The organism is Achromobacter sp. MYb9, assembly GCF_002975275.1.
Classification (GTDB): domain Bacteria; phylum Pseudomonadota; class Gammaproteobacteria; order Burkholderiales; family Burkholderiaceae_B; genus Achromobacter.
This window is the reverse complement of the sequence record NZ_PCOQ01000016.1, coordinates 101,146-118,776: the sequence shown is the minus strand read 5'-3', so window position 1 is coordinate 118,776 and position 17,631 is coordinate 101,146. Positions and strand designations below refer to the sequence as shown.

18 protein-coding genes are annotated in these 17,631 nt (G+C 67.2%); 12 read left to right on the top strand and 6 right to left on the bottom strand.

What is annotated here, in order from left to right; all coding sequences use genetic code 11:
• The first annotated feature begins 15 nt into the window (after positions 1–15).
• The gene (locus tag CQ050_RS21200; RefSeq protein WP_105558800.1) at positions 16–1,638 is read left to right on the top strand and encodes an AMP-binding protein; all 1,623 of its coding nucleotides are present in this window, start codon (positions 16–18) and stop codon (positions 1,636–1,638) included.
• A gap of 43 nt (positions 1,639–1,681) precedes the next feature.
• Here CQ050_RS21200 and CQ050_RS21195 read toward each other — a convergent pair whose 3' ends face one another.
• Positions 1,682–2,323 (bottom strand): TetR/AcrR family transcriptional regulator, encoded by a 642-nt coding sequence (locus CQ050_RS21195; RefSeq protein ID WP_105558799.1) that lies wholly within the window; start codon positions 2,321–2,323, stop codon positions 1,682–1,684.
• Between the two features lie 221 nt (positions 2,324–2,544).
• Here CQ050_RS21195 and CQ050_RS21190 point away from each other — a divergent pair, with 221 nt between their 5' ends.
• From CQ050_RS21190 to CQ050_RS21170, 5 genes are read left to right on the top strand one after another with little or no spacing between them, the layout of a single operon-like run.
• A complete protein-coding gene (locus CQ050_RS21190) occupies positions 2,545–3,024 on the top strand; it encodes a MaoC family dehydratase (protein ID WP_105558798.1) in 480 nt (159 codons plus the stop codon).
• A 5-nt stretch (positions 3,025–3,029) separates the two neighbouring features.
• Positions 3,030–3,905, top strand: a complete 876-nt coding sequence (locus CQ050_RS21185) for an SDR family NAD(P)-dependent oxidoreductase (RefSeq protein ID WP_105558797.1) — start codon at positions 3,030–3,032, stop codon at positions 3,903–3,905.
• Entirely contained in the window at positions 3,902–4,381 is a 480-nt protein-coding gene (locus tag CQ050_RS21180; RefSeq protein WP_105558796.1) for a thioesterase family protein, read from the top strand. The genes CQ050_RS21185 and CQ050_RS21180 overlap by 4 nt, the downstream gene beginning before the upstream one ends.
• 19 nt (positions 4,382–4,400) lie before the next feature.
• Positions 4,401–5,978: an aldehyde dehydrogenase family protein gene (locus CQ050_RS21175; RefSeq protein WP_105558795.1), complete on the top strand. Its 1,578-nt coding sequence runs from the start codon at positions 4,401–4,403 to the stop codon at positions 5,976–5,978.
• 16 nt (positions 5,979–5,994) lie between these two features.
• Positions 5,995–7,200 carry an acetyl-CoA C-acyltransferase gene (locus CQ050_RS21170; protein WP_105558794.1) on the top strand — a complete coding sequence of 402 codons (1,206 nt, stop codon included), beginning with the start codon at positions 5,995–5,997 and terminating at the stop codon, positions 7,198–7,200.
• A gap of 18 nt (positions 7,201–7,218) precedes the next feature.
• Here the strand turns inward: CQ050_RS21170 and CQ050_RS21165 are convergent, their stop codons facing one another.
• The 5 genes from CQ050_RS21165 to CQ050_RS21145 form a co-directional block, all read right to left on the bottom strand.
• Entirely contained in the window at positions 7,219–7,608 is a 390-nt protein-coding gene (locus tag CQ050_RS21165; RefSeq protein WP_105558793.1) for a hypothetical protein, read from the bottom strand.
• Between the two features lie 61 nt (positions 7,609–7,669).
• Positions 7,670–9,121 (bottom strand): caspase family protein, encoded by a 1,452-nt coding sequence (locus tag CQ050_RS21160; RefSeq protein WP_105558792.1) that lies wholly within the window; start codon positions 9,119–9,121, stop codon positions 7,670–7,672.
• A gap of 10 nt (positions 9,122–9,131) precedes the next feature.
• Positions 9,132–9,740: a hypothetical protein gene (locus tag CQ050_RS21155; RefSeq protein WP_105558791.1), complete on the bottom strand. Its 609-nt coding sequence runs from the start codon at positions 9,738–9,740 to the stop codon at positions 9,132–9,134.
• Between the two features lie 2 nt (positions 9,741–9,742).
• A complete protein-coding gene (locus CQ050_RS21150) occupies positions 9,743–10,408 on the bottom strand; it encodes an RNA polymerase sigma factor (RefSeq protein WP_105558790.1) in 666 nt (221 codons plus the stop codon).
• Positions 10,409–10,519: 111 nt separating this feature from the next.
• Positions 10,520–11,098 carry a hypothetical protein gene (locus CQ050_RS21145; RefSeq protein ID WP_105558789.1) on the bottom strand — a complete coding sequence of 193 codons (579 nt, stop codon included), beginning with the start codon at positions 11,096–11,098 and terminating at the stop codon, positions 10,520–10,522.
• Positions 11,099–11,275: 177 nt separating this feature from the next.
• On the opposite strand from CQ050_RS21145, the gene CQ050_RS21140 reads away from it, so the two are divergent.
• The 6 genes from CQ050_RS21140 to CQ050_RS21115 all read left to right on the top strand — a co-directional run bounded on the left by CQ050_RS21140 (position 11,276) and on the right by CQ050_RS21115 (position 17,613).
• The gene (locus CQ050_RS21140; RefSeq protein ID WP_105558788.1) at positions 11,276–11,737 is read left to right on the top strand and encodes a hypothetical protein; all 462 of its coding nucleotides are present in this window, start codon (positions 11,276–11,278) and stop codon (positions 11,735–11,737) included.
• A gap of 126 nt (positions 11,738–11,863) precedes the next feature.
• Positions 11,864–12,784 (top strand): hypothetical protein, encoded by a 921-nt coding sequence (locus CQ050_RS21135; protein ID WP_105558821.1) that lies wholly within the window; start codon positions 11,864–11,866, stop codon positions 12,782–12,784.
• Between the two features lies 1 nt (position 12,785).
• Positions 12,786–14,390: a hypothetical protein gene (locus CQ050_RS21130; RefSeq protein WP_105558787.1), complete on the top strand. Its 1,605-nt coding sequence runs from the start codon at positions 12,786–12,788 to the stop codon at positions 14,388–14,390.
• 129 nt (positions 14,391–14,519) lie between these two features.
• Positions 14,520–15,839, top strand: coding sequence for a histidinol dehydrogenase (hisD, locus tag CQ050_RS21125; RefSeq protein WP_105558820.1), 1,320 nt, complete (start codon positions 14,520–14,522; stop codon positions 15,837–15,839).
• Complete coding sequence (locus CQ050_RS21120) at positions 15,836–16,603, top strand: SDR family NAD(P)-dependent oxidoreductase (RefSeq protein WP_105558786.1); 768 nt, start codon at positions 15,836–15,838, stop codon at positions 16,601–16,603. Before hisD ends, CQ050_RS21120 begins: the two co-directional genes overlap by 4 nt.
• Complete coding sequence (locus CQ050_RS21115) at positions 16,600–17,613, top strand: LacI family DNA-binding transcriptional regulator (RefSeq protein WP_105558819.1); 1,014 nt, start codon at positions 16,600–16,602, stop codon at positions 17,611–17,613. The genes CQ050_RS21120 and CQ050_RS21115 overlap by 4 nt, the downstream gene beginning before the upstream one ends.
• The last annotated feature ends 18 nt before the right edge of the window (positions 17,614–17,631 follow it).

The window sequence follows — 17,631 nt, the reverse complement described above, 5'->3', positions numbered from 1 at the left end:
GCGAGGAGACCGTTGATGAACGATGAGGCTCGGGCGGCGATTCCCGACCGCCAGGCGTGCGTGCTGCGCTATCTGTTGGAAAGCCAGGCCAAAAAGATACCGGACAGAATCTTTGTCCGTTTCCATGGTGGTCCGTCGTGGACCTATGCGCAGACGTTGGCGCAGGTGCGTCGGCGGGCGGCGGCGCTGCGCCGCGAAGGTGTCAGGCAGGGCGACCGCGTGCTGTGCTGGATGGGCAACGGGCCAGAGCTGCTGACCAATTGGTTCGCCATCAACTACCTGGGCGCGGTGTACGTGCCGTTGAATACGGCGCTGCGGGGGCGGCCGCTTGCGCACGTGCTGGAAAACGCGCAGGCCTCCCTGATGCTGGCGCACCGGGCGTTGGTCGGACGCTTGCAGGCGCTGTCGCCGGGAGCGCTGACCCGCGTGTTGCTGACCGGGGAAGGCGAGACGCCCGCCGGCATGCCGTCCGCCGTGTCGTTCGCGGCGCTGGTGGATCCGACGGGCGAGCCGGCGGCCGACCTGCTGGCCACCGAGACGCCCATCGAACCCTGGGATACGCAGTCCATCATGTACACGTCCGGCACGACGGGGCTGTCCAAGGGCGTGGTCACCTCGTATGTGCAGCTCTACACCATGGGGCCGGATGCTTTCGACTGCATCGCGCCGGACGATCGCTGCATGATCGCGGGCCCCATCTTCCATTGCGGCAGTACCTTGTATGTGTACGCGATGCTGGCCTGCGGCGGGTCGATCGCCATGGTGACCGAATTCCGCACGGCCGAGTTCTGGGACGCGATTCGCGATACCGAAAGCACGGTGGTGCTGTTGCTGGGCGTGATGGCCAACTTCCTGCTCAAGCAGCCGCCCTCGCCGCGCGACCGCGACCACACCTTGAAAAAGGCGTTCATCGTGCCGTTCGGCGAAGACGCGCCGGCGTTTCAGGCGCGTTTTGGCGTGGATCTATACACGGTCTACAACATGACCGAGATTGCCAGCCCCTTGAGCGCGGGCCCCGGGCTGACGGAGGCGGGGCGCTGCGGCAAGCCGCGCCCGTGGTTCGAGCTGCGGGTGGGCGATGCGCAGGATCGCGCGGTGCCGGACGGCCAGGTCGGCGAGCTGCTGATCCGCTCGCATCGGCCCTGGGCATTGTTTTCCGGCTACTACCGCAACGCGGAAGCCACGGCCGCGTCCATGCGCAACGGCTGGTTCCACACGGGCGACGCCTTCCGGCGCGACAACGAGGGCACATTCTTTTTCGTGGACCGGTTAAAGGACGTGATCCGCCGCCGCGGCGAGAACATTTCGTCGTTTGAGCTCGAGGGCGAGATCTGCGCGCATCCGGCCGTGCGCGAGGCGGTCGCCGTGGCGGTGCCCAGCGAACACGGGGAAGACGAGGTGCTGGCGGTGGTGACGGCCGTGGACGGCGCCGACATCGAACCCGCCGCGCTGGTCAATTGGCTGGCGGAGCGGGTGCCGCACTACATGGTGCCCCGCTATGTGCGCGTCGTCGAGGAGTTGCCGAAGACCGCTAGCGGCAAGCTGCAAAAGCATGTGCTGCGTAGCGAGGGGCTGGCCGACGGCACGTGGGACCGCGATGCTGCCGGGATCCGGTTGCGCCGCGAACGGTTGGCGTGAAGCAGGGGCGGGCGGCTTGCTCCGGAAGGGCAAGCCGCTTGTCTCAGGGGCGCGCGCCCAGTCCGGCGATGATGGTGTGGACGACCTTGCCCGCGAGAATCTCGCGGTCGTCGCGCGTTTCCCCCAGGCGCGGCCGGTACCAGACGGCCAGCCAGTTGATGGCGCCCAGCGCCGCCTTGACCGCGACGGAGACGTCGTCGATGGCCAGAGAGCCGTCTTCCACGCCCTCGTAGGCCACGCGCTTGAACAGCGCTTCGAAGTCGTCGCGGATGGTCATGAGCTCGGCCAGCGTCTGGCGCTGGGCCGGCGTGGTGGCGCCCAGGCGGTGCATGTGCACGCCCTGCACGACGACCGTCTCGAATGCCAGGTTCTCCATCATCGACAGCGCGTGGTGCTTGAGCATCAGCGCCAAACGGTGGGCGGCGGTGCCTTTTTCCTTCATTGCCGGGCGCACGGCCTCGAAATTGCGCCGCATGCCTTCGCGGTGCACGTCGAAAAACAGGTCGGTTTTGGACCGGTAGTAGTGATAGACCCGGCCCTTGGTGGCGCCCAGCCGGCGCGCGACGTCGTCGATGCTGGATGCGTGGAACCCTTGCTCCATGAAGCACTCGGCCGCGGCCGTCAGCAGTTCGATGTTGCCCATGCCGTCATCGCGTGCAGCCGTCACCGTAGGTTCCCCATTCATGCGCTTCTACTCCATCCATGCGTTGCGGCAAAGCGCCAGTTTAGCCAATTGCCAGTCGATGCATTGCATGGCGGAAGGCGCGTTGCGCGCTCGTGGCCGCTTGCGATCGACTGTACAAACCCAAAAAACGAAGTTTATACTACTCGGTATGTTTTAGTGCCTCAAGGCACGGGCCCGTGCCGAATCGCGCGGTTTTTCCCCTGGATATTCCCCGCCGCCCCATGACCACAGATCTTGTTCAAGCAACTTGCAGTCCCCAAGCCCTGGCCGACCAGGTGTCGCAGGAAATCGGCGTGTCGGAATGGGTGACCATTTCGCAGGCGCAGGTGGACCGGTTCGCGGACGCTACCGGCGATCACCAGTTCATTCATGTGGACCCGGCGCGTGCGGCGCGTGAAAGCGCGTTCGGCGGGCCGATCGCGCACGGCTTCCTGTCCCTGTCGTTGCTGACGGCGTTGAGCCAGAAGGTGTTGCCCGCCTTCGATGGCGCCATCGGCATCAATTACGGCTTCGACAAAGTCCGCTTCCTGACGCCGGTGCCGGTTGGCGCGCGGGTGCGCGGCCGTTTCGTGCTGAGCGAGTTCACGCCGCGCAACGCGCGCGAGTTCACCACCCGGTATGCCGTCACCGTCGAGATCGAGGGCGCGGCGCGCCCCGCGCTGGTGGCCGACTGGATCACCATGACCATTCTTCGAGGATGACCCCCATGAGCATTCGTTTCGATGAACGCGTCGCCATCGTGACCGGCGCCGGCCAGGGGCTGGGCCGCAGCCACGCGCTGCAACTGGCGGCGCGCGGCTGCCGGGTCGTGGTGAACGATTTCGGGGGCGCGGCCGAGGCGGTCGCCGACGAAATCCGATCCGCGGGTGGCCTAGCCATCGCCGATGGCGGCAATGTCTGCGACAGCGCCGCGGTGGACGCCATGACGGCGCGCGCGATGAACGCCTGGGGCCGCGTCGACATCCTCATCAATAATGCGGGCATCCTGCGCGACAAGACCTTCGCCAAGATGAGCGCCGACGACTTCAATGCGGTCGTCGACGTGCATCTGCTGGGCTCGGCCAATTGCGCGCGCGCCGTCTGGCCGATCATGCGCGAGCAGCGCTACGGCCGCATCCTGATGACCACGTCCACGTCGGGCATGTACGGCAACTTCGGTCAGTCGAACTATGGCGCGGCGAAGGCCGGCGTGGTGGGCCTGATGAACGTGCTGCATCTGGAGGGCCAGAAACATGGCATTCACGTCAACGCGCTGGTGCCCACGGCGGCCACGCGCATGACGGCCGCCATGTTCGATGCCGATGCACTGCGGGCGCTGGACCCGGTGCATGTCACGCCCGCCGCGCTGTTCCTGGTGGCCGAGGGCGCGCCCAGCCGAGTGGCGCTGCTGGCGGGTGCCGGCACCTATGCGCGACTGGCCATCGTGGAAAGCGCGGGCAGGTATTTCCCGGAAGGCGAACGCACGCCCGAGAACATCGCCGCGCACTTCGACGAGATCGCCAGCCTGGCCAGCCTGATCGAGCCGCCCGAGGGCCTGGCGCATGTTGCCCGCATCCTCAAGCGCGCGCAGGAGGCGGCATGAGCGGCGCGGCTCCATCGCTGGCCCAGCCGCAGCGCGCCGCGCCGCACGTTCGGAGCGACTATCCGCGCCTGCTCGCGATGACGACGCGCCTGCGCGACATCGATGTCTACGGCCACATGAATAACGTGGTCTACAACGAGTACTTCGATACGGCGGTCAACCAGACGCTGGTGGAACTGGGCGTGCTGGATCTGAACAACAGTGAAGTGATCGGCCTGGTCGTGCATAGCCAGACGTCGTACTTCCGCCCCGTGGCGTTTCCTGATCGGGTCGTGCTGGGATTACGCGTGGGCCGCCTGGGCCGTACCAGCGTGACCTACGAGTTCGCGCTGTTTCGCGGCGACGATGACACCGCGGCCGCGCAGGGCAGCTACACCCACGCCTACGTCGAGCGCGCCAGCAGCCGGCCCGTTGAATTGCCGCCCGATTTGCGGCGCGCGCTGGAGCCGCTGGTGCGTGCCTCGGCGCCCGCCTGAACGACGTCCGGGAGCGACCGTGATCGACCACACCCTGCCTCGCGTCACGTATTCCAATATTCACACGGACTTTTCGGCGGTGCACGACGTGCTGGACCGGCGCCTGCCCGATTTCGAATCGCGCATGCTGGGGCTGGACCATCGCCATCGCTTCGATGGCCGCGCGGTGGCGGGCGAGCCGTTGCAGGAATCGTATTCGCCGATCGACCATTGGCTGCTGATCGGCCGCTTTCCCAGCGCCGGCGCCGAGACGGTCGACCAGGCGGTTGCCTGCGCCCGGCGCGCGCAGCCGGCCTGGGCGGCGCAGGGCTGGGCGGCACGCATCGCAGTGCTGCGCCGGCTGGCGATGGTGCTGTCCGAGCGCAAGTACGACTTCGCCATGGCGACGATGATCGAAATCGGCAAGTCCCGCCTGGAGGCGCTGGGCGAGGCCGAGGAAGCCGTCGACCTGATCCGCTACTACTGCGATCAGGCCGAACGCAGTGATGGCTACCGGCAGCCGCTGGCACGCGCCTTCGACAATGAAAGCACGCATGACGTGTTGCGCCCCTATGGCGTGTTCGCGGTGATCGCGCCGTTCAATTTCCCGCTGGCCTTGTCCGTGAACATGGTCTGCGCGGCGCTGCTGGCGGGTAATTCGGTGGTCTACAAGCCCTCGCCGCGCGCCGCGTTGACGGGGGCGCTGCTATTGAGCGCCTGCGATGGCGCGGGCGTGCCGCCAGGTTGCGTGAACGGGTTGTTCGGCGGCGCGCAGACGGGCGCCATGCTGGCGCATCACGCGGGCATCGACGGTTACGCGTTCACGGGCAGCCTGGAAGTGGGCATGGATTTGTTGCAGGCCGTGGCCGCGGGCCGCCACGCACGCCCCGTCATTGCCGAGATGGGCGGAAAGAACCCCACTTACGTCACCGCCAGCGCCGACCTGGACACGGCGGTGCAGGGCGTGTTGCGTTCCGCTTTCGGCTTGCAAGGGCAAAAGTGTTCGGCCGGCTCGAAGGTCTACGCGCACGCGTCCGTGCACGATGCCTTTCTGGAACGCCTTCGCGCCGCCGCCGAAGCCGTCTCCGTGGGCGACCCGCGCGAACGCGGCGTCTTCATGGGGCCGCTGATCGACGAAGCGGCATGGCGGCGCTACCGGACCGCCTGCGAAGACGTCCGGGCCTCGGGCCGCTTGTTGGCGGGCGGACGGCGCCTGAGCGCGGGCGAACTGGCCTATGGACATTACGTGCGGCCCACCGTGGCGGCTGGCCTGCCCGCCGACCACCGCTTGAACCGCCAGGAATTGTTCCTGCCGGTCGTTTCCGTGTTGCCGTTCACCGATCTGCATGCCGCGATCGACGACGGCAATGCCGTCGACTACGGCCTGACGGCCGGCTGCTACGCCGAAGACCAGGACGAGATCGACCTGTTTCTGGCCCGTGCCCACGCCGGCGCCTTGTACGTGAACCGCGCCAGCGGCGCGACCACGGGCGCATGGCCGGGCATCCAGACGTTCTGCGGCTGGAAGGGGTCGGGCATGACCGGCAAGGGCGGCCTGGGGCCGTATTACGTCGCCCAATTCGCACGCGAGCAATGCCACACCGTCTGGCATCGCTGAAACACAGGAAACCACCATGAGAGAAGCCGTCATCGTTTCAACCGCCCGCACGCCGATCGGCCGGGCCTATCGCGGCGCGTTCAACGACACGACGGCGCCCACGCTGGGCGGCCACGCGATTTCGCATGCCGTGGCGCGCGCCGGGCTGGCGCCAGGCGAGGTCGAAGACGTGATCCTGGGCGCCGCCTTGCAGCAAGGCACGACGCATATGAACGTGGCGCGCCAGGCGGCATTGCGCGCGGGCTTGCCCGCGCAAGTCGCCGCGATGACGCTGGACCGCCAATGCGCGTCCGGGCTGATGGCGATCGCCACGGCGGCCAGGCAGGTGACTCAGGAAGGCATGGACATCGTGGTGGCGGGAGGCCTGGAGTCGATCTCGCTGGTGCAGAACGACACGATGAATCGCCATCGCTGGTTCGATGACGCCTTGATGCGCGAGCAGCCCGAGATTTTCATGAGCATGCTGGAAACGGCCGAGATCGTGGCCAGCCGCTACGGCATCCCCCGCGCGGCGCAGGACGCGTACGCATTGCGCTCCCAGCAGCGCACCGCCGCCGCGCAGGCCGCCGGGCGCTTCGATGACGAGATCGTGCCCTTGAGCGCCGTCATGCTGGCGACCGACCGCGCGACGGGCCACACCTCGGCCCAGCCGGTGACCCTGGCGCGCGACGAAGGCAACCGCCCCGAGACCTCGCTGGACAGCCTGGCCAAGCTGCAACCCGTCTTCAAGAACGGCCAGCGGCTGGATGCCGGGCAATACATCACCGCCGGCAATTCGTCGCAGCTGTCGGACGGCGCGTCGGCGTGCGTGGTGATGGAAGCGGCCGAGGCGCGTCGGCGGGGGCTGACGCCGCTGGGCACGTACCGGGGCATGGCGGTTGCGGGCTGTCGCCCGGAGGAAATGGGCATCGGGCCGGTGCTGGCGGTGCCCCGCTTGTTGGCCCGGCACGGCTTGACCGTGGACGACATCGGTTTGTGGGAGCTGAACGAGGCCTTTGCCTGCCAGGTTCTTTATTGCCGCGATCAGCTGGGTATTCCAGACGACCGCCTGAACGTCAACGGCGGCGCCATCGCGATTGGCCATCCGTATGGCATGTCGGGCGCGCGCATGGCGGGGCATGCGCTGATCGAGGGCCGTCGGCGCGGGGTGCGCTATGCGGTGGTGACGATGTGCGTGGGCGGCGGCATGGGCGCGGCCGGCCTGTTCGAAATCACGGCCTGAGCGCCCGCCCGATGGGCGCTATTTCGCGGTGTTCTCGTCGTCGACGGTCAGCCCGCCGTCTTTCATGATGCCCTGGGCGATCTCTTCGGCGGACTTGCCGGCAAAGCCATGTTCACCGGCGGTGATGCGGAAGCTGTCGCCTGCCAGCGGGCTTTGCAGCGTGGCCGACGTCAGCAGCACGCCGTTAGAACGCAGCTGAATGCGCTTGCCCACGCGGTTGCGCGTGAAGTCGGCCAAGGCCTTCTGGCTGTCGGGCTTCAAGGCCACATCCACGACGCGGGCGCCGGTATGCGGATCGGCGCCGGGCGTGGCGCTTGCCGCCTGCAAGGTAACGGTCTCGGCCTGCGCGGCCCAGGGCAGCGACACGGCGATGACGGCCGCGCAGGCCAGATGCTTGATAGAGGGCATGGCTGTCTCCTTCGGCTGGGCGATGGCTCCATCCTAGCCGAAGTGGCGGCGGACGACGAGGTCAGGGTTGTCCGGGCGGGCGCACGCCCAGCGCGCGCAGCATGTCGGGCACGCCCTGCAACGGCGGCATGCCCGGCGGATTGCGGGCGGCGTCGTTCAGCACGGCGGCCCATTCGCGCGGATCCGGCGGTTCGCCCATGCGCACCCGCAGGTCCAGCAGGTCCAGCGCGGCGCGGCGGTGGCCGGCGTCCGCCGCGTCGCGGAACAGGCGTTCGGCCACGTTGTAGTTCTTGGGCACGCCCCGTCCCATGCCGGCCAGTTCGCCCAGGTAGGTCTGCGCCGGAGCGAAGCCCTGGTCCGTGGCACGCTGATACCAATGTGCCGCCAGCTTGTAGTCCTGCTGCACGTGTTCGCCGTTTTCGGCGATCAGGCCCAGCGTGGTCATGGCGACTACGTCGCCGGCCAGCGCGCGGGCCTGCAACGATGCGAACCGGGGCTCGTCCAGGTATTGCGCACCGCGTTCGATTTCGTATTCCCATGCGCTCATGCGCGCCTTGATCAGGTCGCGTCCCAGCGTGGGCGATGGGCCGCGCCCCACTTGCCCGCCCTTGCCGCCCGTGCCGCCCGGCACCGCGGGCGTCTGGCCGTCGGCCAGCGTCGTGAACGTGACGGCGCCGACCAGGCTGCTGGCGTAGTGCGGGATCTGGCGGTAAGCGGTGGCGACCTGCACGTCGCCCGTCAATTGCTTGAAGAAGTTCTCCACCGGGGCGGCGGCGGCCAGGGCGTCCAGCCCTTGCGCGAAGTAGTACGCGTAGGGGCTGTGGCGGGGCCCCTCGCTGCCAAATCCGTCCTCGGCCGTGGCGCCTGGCTGCGTGGAAAACGCGATGAGTTCACCGCCGGCAGGCACGGTGTGCACGAGCCCCGCCGCCGACGCGCCGCGCGTCAGGTTGGTGCGGCAGGCGTCCAACACCATCAGCCGCGCGCGGATGTTCGCGCGGCGCAATGCCTGCGATACGCGCTTCAGGCTCAGCGACCCCTGCTGCGCCGTGCGGATGCGGACGTCGCCCACGGCCATCGGCAGCTCTACGCCGAACAGGTAGTTCACGTCATCCACGGCCACGGCGTGTCCGGCGAAGTACACCAGCGCCAGATCCGCGTCCTGCGCCCGCGCGGCGAACGCGTCGACGGCGGCTTCCATCTGCGTGGTGGTCAGGTCCGTCAGCAGGGTGACGTCGATATCGCGTTTGCGCAGCGTTTGCGCGATCAGGCGCGCATCGTTGACCGGATTGATCAGCGCGTTGGCGGGCACGGCGTAGCGGGCATTGCCGATGACAAGCGCGTACCGCCGCCGGGAAACGACCGGCACCGGCACCGGGGCCGGCGTGGCGTCCGTGGCAGGGGTGGGGGCGGCAAGGGCGCCTGCGTGCATCGGCAACAGGCCGGCGCCCAACAGCGCGGCCAGCAACCGTCGGCGCGTCAGGGGCGCGGCGGCGGGGGAAAAGGGTGTCTTCATGCGTGGAACCTCAAGGCCGGGGGCAGGCGCCCGCCGGACCGGCGGTGGCGGACAGGACGCCCAGCGCCGCGGCCGCGTCTTGCAGCGAGGATTCGCGCGCGGCGCTCAACACGTAGCGGCCGTCGGCATCCGGGCCTTCGACGATGGACACGGCGAACTGGGACAAGGTGTTGCGCAACTGCTTGGCGGTAAGCGTGTCGGGCAGGTCCACCACCAGCCGTGGGCAGGAGCCGCCGCCGCGCGTCAGCACGTCCCCGGGCGCGGGCGCATCCAGGGGCGCCTGCTGCGCCACCATCACGGCCAGCGTGACCGCCAGCGCCCAGCCCAGCGGCATCAACGGGCTGGCGGGCGTGGGCCACAGCCATTGCCGCAGCCGGCGCGCGCGGGATAACGAAGGCGGCGCAGGTTGCGGGCGTTCGGCCAGCGCGCGGAGAAACGCGGAATCGCGGTCGGCCCGGCCGATGTCGTTGTGCGCCATCTGGCGCGCCTGGGCCAGGTTGCGCCATGCTTCGACCTCGGCCCGTAGCGCGGGGTCGCGCGCCATGTCGGCATCGAAGGCGCGGCGGGCGTCGTCGTCGAGCTCGCCAGACAGATAGGACAGTACGCGGTCTTCAGACATGATCAGTCCATTCCTTTGCGCGTGCATTCGGCCACGAGCTTGCGCGCGGCGTGCAGACGGCTCTTGACGGTCGGCACATGCAGGTCTTGCTGCCGCGCGATCTGCGCCATGGGAACCTCGTCCAGATACAAGAACATCGTGTCGCGCAGGGTGTCGCTGAGTTTGTTCAGGCAATCCCGCATGCGCTTGATGAGCGACAGGTGCTCGTAGGCGTGCGCAGGGTCGGCGAACGGCGAGGGGTCGCCCACGTCTTCGGCGGGGTTGAAGACGTTGTCGTCCTGCTCGCCGGCCCCGGCAGGCTCGGCCCACCTCACTTCATGCCGCGTGCGCCGATGCATCTGGATCAATTCGTGCAACGAGCCCCGGTACAGGTAGCCGCCCAGCTTGCTGACGGCGAGTTCGTGCGCGGCCCACCCGCCGGCCGGCTGGCCGTGTTGGAAGCCTTCATCCCGGAACGTGCGCGTTTGCAGGAATTTCATGAGCGCGTTATTGAAGGCGTCCACCACGCCTTCCGGCGAGGTGTTGAAGAATTTCTTGCGCAGCTTCAGCGTGATGTGCTGTTCTGCCTTGTTGCGAAATTCCAGCGCGTAACGTGGATCGGCATGCATGATGCGGAGCAGCGCGTCGACGTTGTTGATGACGTAGCGCTTGGGGTCGAGCGAGTTCATGGTTCAGATTCTTGATGTCGAACTGGACGCGGAACGTCAGCCCATCGGCGGAAAATGCCGCAGCCCTCCAAGGCGAGGGCTGCGGCACCTTAGCCGCGCAAGGGCGGAAAATCAAGCGCGGCGGCGCAGGACGGCAATGCCGCGGACGGTGAAGGCAACGGCGATGGCCAGCGACAGATAGAAGCCGAAGCCGAAGCTCAGGCTGCTCCACAACGATGACGCCATGTCGCCGGCCATGTTGCGGCTGGCGCTTGAATTGCCCATGAACCCGGCGAACTGACGTGTGGCGTTCATGAGCTCGCGCACCTGCGACGCGACGCCGGCCAGGGCGATGCCCCAAAGCGCGAGCGGCAGGAAGTAGCCCAGGCGGGCAGCGCGCTGCGGCATCAGGGACGGCAGCAGCGGACCGATCACGGCCAGCAGCCACAACAACGCATAGATGCCGGCGCCCGTGCTTTGCGAGCCCCGGACGTCGCCGCCGTTCTGCAGGCGCAGCAGGTCATAGAAGCTGAGGCTGGCGTTCGAGCCCATGATGCGTACCGTGATCACGGCCAGCGCCGTGGTGGCCAGCAGGAACAGCAGCGCGCCCGCGGCGTCGCCACGGTTGACGCGTTGGGCGGCGGTGGCGGCCCAGCGTGCGCCGTGGGTCTTGGCCTGGATCAATACGTCGCGTAGCGCTTTACCTTGCATGGTCTTTCCTTTTTTGGTTGGCGGCGGGAGTGCCTGTACCCATCGCTATGCGTGGCCGCCGAAAAGGTTCGATTTTTTTTCGGTGAAAATTTTTCGAACCTTTTCGGGCCCGGTGCGTAGCAGGGGGCAAGGGCGCGGATTTCCCCGCCGCCATCCTTCCTTACGGAGAGTCGAATCATGTCCAACCCCACCGCCCTGACGGCCCTTTACCAAACCGTGGTCCAAGAAGAACTGGGCCTGGTCGCCCGCATCGACGACGACGGCGATGTGCTGTTCCGCCACCCCGACCTGGGCACCATGTACTTCAGCCTGAGCGAGACCGACCCGGAGTTCCTGCGCCTGGTCTACCCCAGCTTCGTCGACGCGGACGAGCTGGGCCTGACCCGTGTGCAACTGCTGGAAATCCTCAACGCGGTGAATAACCGTTGCAAGGCCGTCAAGCTGACGTTGCAGCAGGACCAGGGCCCGAAGGCCGGCCGCGTGTCGGCGTCGCTGGAGAGTTTTGTGGCGGCGTCCAACACCTTGCCCGCCGAAGCGCTGTTGCGCGCCATCGCGACGCGCTGCGTGTCCACCATCCGCCATAGCGCGGGTGAACTGGTGAAAGATGCGCTGGAACACAAGCAGGCCGCGACCGATTGAGCGCCGCGCTGGCAAGACGCAATTGAAACAACCCTGGCCCTGCGTTGTAACTTTGAGATACATTGCAGGGCTTTGACGGAAACCGCGCCCGGCCGGCGCCGGTTTCCCGCCACCACGATGATGTCGATGCGCCCGTTCTTATTCCGTTCGTTGATCCTCCGCCTTGCTGCCGTGCTGTTGTTGTTGGGAGGACTGAGCGCGTGCGCGGTCAAGACCAATTCCCGAGGCGGACTGGTCTATGGCGTCGATACCGCCGTGTTGTTCGGCACCGAGATCGGCCAGTTCCCGCTGCAGGATGGGGGGCTGGGCACGCTGCGCCGCGAAGGCAAGAACTTCTCGGTCAAGCTGTCGGGCAATCAACGCGTGGTGCCGTTGAACAACGTGGACTCGGCTCGTATCGCGCGCACCGAGAACGTGGGGCCGCGTACCGTGGTCGTCATCGAGACGCAGCGCCGCAACTGCGATTACCGCTATACCGTGCTGGCGATTGAAGGGTCCGACGTGCTGTCGTGGGACCTGGGCAACTGCCGCGACCGGCCAGCCGTGCTGGTGCAGGACGACCGCAGCGCGCTGACTTTCGATTTCCCGAAGGGCTCGAACATCGAGCGTTTCGTCTATACGCAAGACGGCCGCATGCGGCGTGGCGACGTCAAGACGGTGGCGGGCATGAACCCGCGCGCCAAGCCTTTTGCCGATGAATCCCTGTATCCGCCGGGATATCTGGAGTCGGTGCGTGTGCACGGCGTCTTCCCGCCGCCTGCGGCGCCCGCCGCGAAAGCGGGCAAGCCCGGTAAATCCGGCAAATCGGCCACGCCCTCCCGGCCCGCCGCGCCCGCCAGGACCACGCCAGCCGATACCCAGACGAGTGGCCAGGATTCGCGCGCAAGCCGCGTCGTCCCGCCGCCGGCGCAGCGCGCGCCGGGCGGTGACGGACCCGGCTCTGCCAGCGGCGCGGCGCCGCGCGCGGCCGCAGCATCGCGGACGCCGGCCAAGCTGGACCTGCCTGACGAAGAAATCACCTCGACCCGTCTTGATCTGAGGGACTGACGTGCGGCAAGCCCAGATTCGCCAACTTCTTTTCCTGATCGTCCTGACCGTCGTCTATCTGAGCTTCGAGCTGGGATTCAACGCGCGCCTGCTGGACGTGGTGGGCAGCCGCGCCACGCCGCACGATATCGAAGAACTGGAGTTCTTCGGCCGGACGCTGTCCGGCATTGCCGCGGCGCTGGTGGTCCTGCAACTGCTGCTGACCCGGCGCTTGCGCACCGGCGGCAAGCCGTCGTACTTGAAGATCGGCGTCGCCTGCGTGGTGACGGCGCTGGTGGTGTTCAGTGCCATCAAGATGCTGGTGAACGTGCTCGTGGACACCCGCGACGGCGATTTCCGCCGCATCGCCGCCAATGCCGGCTTGTTGCAGCGGTCCCTGGTGCAGGGCGATCTGCATCTGGACGGGCTGGTCGACGACGACGTCTATGCGCGGCCCGAAGGCAAGGCGTTCCTGGCCGTGTTCCAGGTGCTGCTGTCCAATATCGATAACCTGGACGAGAAGGTCGAACCCAAGAAGCGACAGGTGATCCGCACCGATCTGCAACGCCAGATGAAGACCTTCAGCTTCGACGGCCGCGACGTCCGCATGACGGCGCCGGGCATCCGCGGCTATCACCAGGTCTATACCAGCGTGATGCAGTCCGTCGCCGACCGCTGGAAGCAATATGCCGGCGTGCCGGTGGCAAACGACATCGGACTGGCGCGCGAACAGGACCGGGCCTGGAGCGATTACCGCAGGAATCTGTCGCGACGCGGCTGGACGCCCGAGAACGTGCCCGCGCGCTATCAGGCCCGCGTGGTGCAGGACGTGCGCAAACGCATCCCCGTGCCGGGCGGCTGGCAACCCCATGACCGCGCGACGTTCAACGAGGCGGTCGCGCAGCAATACTGGAAGACGATGCGCAGCCGCACCGTCCAGGTGGAGGGCGACGCGATTCCGCCGGGCCTGTCTTACGAAGACTTCGTGGCGCGTCCCGGTGTGCAGAAGCTGCTGCGGCAGACCCTGATGGTGCCGGCGAGCCTGGGCGTGGCGTCCAACTACACCGATGCGGCCAGCTTCAAGCGCCTGTACGACGCCATGCTGGATCGCGCCGTGGACGAGGCGATGCCGCGTTTCTCCGCCAGGAATGAGGATTTCGGTCGCGGCGGCCAGCACTACAAACTGGGCCAGGACGCCGCGCGGGCGGCGATCGTGCCGCCGGTGGCGCTGCTGTTTTCGTTGCTGGGCGCGGTGGGCCACTTTGCCAAACTGTTGTATCTGATCGCCAAGCTGGTCGTCTGGCTGCGCACGCCCGCCGGGCAGGAGCCGGGCCGCGCCGCGACACGCGCGGCAGGCTTGGCGCTGGTGTTGACGCTGGCATGCGTCTGGACGGCGTTTTCCTTCATGCAGAACGGCGTGACGCAGAGCGAGCTGTTCCAGCAGATGTCGCGCGCCGAGTCCGGCGGCGACGACGAATCGGTCGGCCAGGCGCTGCGCCGCCGCGTGCTGGCCAACATTGCGCACGTGGTGGTGGTGGGGCAGGCCTACACCTATCCCTTCAACGAAGCCGTGCGCACGCGCGTGCTGGGCGGTATCAAGTACGGATACCACGGCGATGCGGACTAAGCGTTCGATGCGGGGTTAGCGGGCCAACCGCCGGCGGTATACGGGTTTTTCCCTATTTGCATACGTATGCAAGGCTTCGAAAGTGGGCGCGCTGATTCGAACCCCTAACGTTTGCAGGGCCAAAAGACCATGATCCGCTATCTGAAGCGCGGCCGGACCGCCGCCGTAAAGACCGACGACGACGCCAAGGTGCGCGCTACCGTCGAAGACATCATTCGCGACATCGAGACCCGTGGCGACGACGCCGTTCGGGACTACAGCCGCAAGTTCGACAACTGGGACCCGGCGGACTTCCGCCTGTCGCGCGCGGAAATCGAGGCCGCCCGCAAACAGTTGTCGGCGCGCGAGATCGAAGACATCAGCTTTGCCCAGGCGCAGGTGCGCAACTTTGCCCAGATCCAGCGGGATTCGATGCGCGACGTGGAAGTGGAGACCTACCCTGGCGTGGTGCTGGGCCACAAGCACGTACCGATGAATGCCGTCGGCTGCTATATCCCCGGGGGCAAGTATCCCCTGCTGGCCTCGGCGCACATGAGCGTGCTGACGGCCAAGGTGGCCGGCGTGAAGCGCGTGGTGTCGACGGCGCCGCCATACCAGGGCAAGCCGCATCCGGCCATCGTGACCGCGATGGACATGGCCGGGGCCGACGAAATCCTGGTGCTGGGCGGCGTGCAGGCCGTGGTTGCGATGGCCGTCGGAACGCCCAGCGTGGCGCCGGTGGATATGCTGGTCGGCCCGGGCAACATGTTCGTGGCCGAGGCCAAGCGGCAGTTGTATGGCCGTGTCGGCATCGACCTGTTTGCCGGTCCTACCGAGACGCTGGTGATCGCGGACGATAGCGTGGACGGAGAGTTGTGCGCGGTCGACCTGCTGGGGCAAGCCGAACATGGGCCCACGTCGCCTGCGGTGCTGCTTACCAACAGCGAACAACTCGCGCGGGATACGCTGGCCGAAGTCGAACGCCAATTGACCCTCTTGCCAACCCGCGGTATCGCCGCCCAGGCCTGGGCAGAATGCGGCGAAGTCATTGTTTGCGATACCGTCGAAGAAATGTTGCAGGTCGCGGACGACCTTGCCTTCGAGCATGTGCAGGTCATGACCCGCGACCCGGACTACTTCCTGCACAACATGACGAACTATGGCGCGCTTTTCCTGGGCCCGCGCACCAATGTCAGTTTTGGCGACAAGGTGATCGGCACCAACCACACGCTGCCGACCAATCGGAACGCCCGCTACACGGGTGGACTCTGGGTAGGGAAATTCCTGAAGACCTGCACCTATCAGCGGGTGCTGACGGATGCGGCCAGCGTCACGATGGGCGAATATTGCTCGCGCCTGTGCCACATGGAGAACTTCGCCGGCCACGGCGAGCAGGCCAATATCCGCGTTCGCCGTTACGGCAGCCGGCCCGACCTGCCCTGGTACCAGCCGGTTGAGGCGCAGGCATGATTGCGTTGCCCAAAGGACCGAACTTCCGCCTGGACGGACGCCGAGCTCTGGTGACGGGCGGCAGCGGCGGTATCGGCCTGGCCGCTGCCGCCGCGCTGGGACGCGCTGGCGCGCACGTGACGGTGGCGGCCCGGCGCGAACCCGAGCTGGCGCAGGTGTGCGAAGCGCTGCGCGCCGAGGCCATCGACTGCGCCTCGCTGGTGTTGGACGTGACGAATTCCGTCGCCGTCGATCAGGCGATCGCGGCAGGCGGCCCGTTCGACATCCTGGTGAACAACGCCGGGATGAATCGTCCCAAGCCGCTGGTGGAGCAGTCCGACGAGGATATCGACGCGGTGCTCGACCTGAATGTGAAGGCGGCGTTCTACACCAGCCGCGCGGTCGCGCGACGGCTGTTGAAGGAGGGGATGTCCGGCTCGATCATCAACGTGTCCTCGCAGATGGGGCATGTGGGCAGCCCCCGGCGAACGTTGTACTGCGCAAGCAAGCACGCGCTTGAAGGCATGACGCGCGCCCTGGCATGGGAACTGGGCACGGCGGGCATCCGCGTGAACACCGTATGCCCGACCTTCATCGAAACCCCCATGACGGCCGGCATGCTGGAGCAGCCCGGATTCCGCGACTGGGTGTGCGCGCGCAACGCGCTGGGCCGTGTGGGCCGCTTGGACGAAGTGATGGGCGCCATCGTATTCCTGGCCAGCGACGCGTCCAGCCTGATGACCGGCAGCGCGTTAATGCTGGACGCCGGATGGACAGCCGCATGAAGATCGCGCCGCGCGCCCAGGACGTGGCGGATCTGGCCGGCGTCTCGCAGTCCGCCGTCAGCCGGACCTTCACCCCTGGGGCCAGCGTCTCGGAAGAGACGCGCCGCAAGGTGCTTGCCGCCGCGCAAAAGCTGGGATACCGGCCCAACGCGCTCGCCCGCAGCCTGATCACGCGGCGCAGCCGCATCGTGGCGCTGGTAATGAGCTATCTGGAGAACCAGTTCTATCCGCTGGTGATCGAAAAGCTCTCGCAAAAGCTACAGAAAGAGGGCTACCACGTGCTGATGTTCATCGCGGAAGTCGATGAGGCGGCCGACGGCGTGCTGGCGGAAATCCTGCAATATCAAGTGGACGGAATCGTCATGGCGTCGGCCATGCTGTCCTCGAACGTGGCGCGCAGCTGCGCGGAGGTCGGCGTGCCGGTGGTGCAGTTCAACCGGGTGTCCATCCTGGGCGGGCTGGCGCGGCATGCCAGCAGCTCGGTCACGTCCGACAACTACGCGGGCGGCCAGATGGCGGCGCAATTGCTGGCCGCGCGCGGCTATCGGCGTTTTGGCTATCTGGCGGGCCTGGAAGATTCTTCGACCAGTATTGAACGCGAACGCGGCTACCGCGATGGGTTGCGCGAACTGGGCCATGCCGTGCACCGGCGTGAAGCCGGCCACTACGATTTCGACCGGGCGCAGGCCGCCGTGCGACGGATGTTCGCCGACGATGCGCCGGACGCGTTGTTTGCCGGCAATGACCACATGGCGATCGCGGCGCTGGATGTGCTGCGCCAGGAACTTCGCCTGCGCGTCCCGCAGGACGTCGCCGTCGTGGGCTTTGACGATGTGCCGCAGGCGGCGTGGGGCGCCTACCGCCTGACGACGATTCGCCAACAGGTCGAACCGATGGTCGAGGCCACAGTCGGCTTGCTGCGCGAGCAGATGCAAGCGGAATTGCGCCCGCGCGACATCGTCGTGCCGTGCAGCCTGATTGAACGCGCCACCGTCCGGGCAGGGCCTTGAAACGATTTTTTGGCAACA

Bases quoted from the DNA above. Each gene is read 5' to 3' on its own strand.
- CQ050_RS21200 (WP_105558800.1), top strand. From the start codon at position 16: ATGAACGATGAGGCTCGGGCGGCGATTCCCGACCGCCAGGCGTGCGTG.
- CQ050_RS21195 (WP_105558799.1), bottom strand. From the start codon at position 2,323: ATGAATGGGGAACCTACGGTGACGGCTGCACGCGATGACGGCATGGGC.
- CQ050_RS21190 (WP_105558798.1), top strand. From the start codon at position 2,545: ATGACCACAGATCTTGTTCAAGCAACTTGCAGTCCCCAAGCCCTGGCC.
- CQ050_RS21185 (WP_105558797.1), top strand. From the start codon at position 3,030: ATGAGCATTCGTTTCGATGAACGCGTCGCCATCGTGACCGGCGCCGGC.
- CQ050_RS21180 (WP_105558796.1), top strand. From the start codon at position 3,902: ATGAGCGGCGCGGCTCCATCGCTGGCCCAGCCGCAGCGCGCCGCGCCG.
- CQ050_RS21170 (WP_105558794.1), top strand. From the start codon at position 5,995: ATGAGAGAAGCCGTCATCGTTTCAACCGCCCGCACGCCGATCGGCCGG.
- CQ050_RS21165 (WP_105558793.1), bottom strand. From the start codon at position 7,608: ATGCCCTCTATCAAGCATCTGGCCTGCGCGGCCGTCATCGCCGTGTCG.
- CQ050_RS21160 (WP_105558792.1), bottom strand. From the start codon at position 9,121: ATGAAGACACCCTTTTCCCCCGCCGCCGCGCCCCTGACGCGCCGACGG.
- CQ050_RS21155 (WP_105558791.1), bottom strand. From the start codon at position 9,740: ATGTCTGAAGACCGCGTACTGTCCTATCTGTCTGGCGAGCTCGACGAC.
- CQ050_RS21150 (WP_105558790.1), bottom strand. From the start codon at position 10,408: ATGAACTCGCTCGACCCCAAGCGCTACGTCATCAACAACGTCGACGCG.
- CQ050_RS21145 (WP_105558789.1), bottom strand. From the start codon at position 11,098: ATGCAAGGTAAAGCGCTACGCGACGTATTGATCCAGGCCAAGACCCAC.
- CQ050_RS21140 (WP_105558788.1), top strand. From the start codon at position 11,276: ATGTCCAACCCCACCGCCCTGACGGCCCTTTACCAAACCGTGGTCCAA.
- CQ050_RS21135 (WP_105558821.1), top strand. From the start codon at position 11,864: ATGCGCCCGTTCTTATTCCGTTCGTTGATCCTCCGCCTTGCTGCCGTG.
- hisD (WP_105558820.1), top strand. From the start codon at position 14,520: ATGATCCGCTATCTGAAGCGCGGCCGGACCGCCGCCGTAAAGACCGAC.
- CQ050_RS21120 (WP_105558786.1), top strand. From the start codon at position 15,836: ATGATTGCGTTGCCCAAAGGACCGAACTTCCGCCTGGACGGACGCCGA.
- CQ050_RS21115 (WP_105558819.1), top strand. From the start codon at position 16,600: ATGAAGATCGCGCCGCGCGCCCAGGACGTGGCGGATCTGGCCGGCGTC.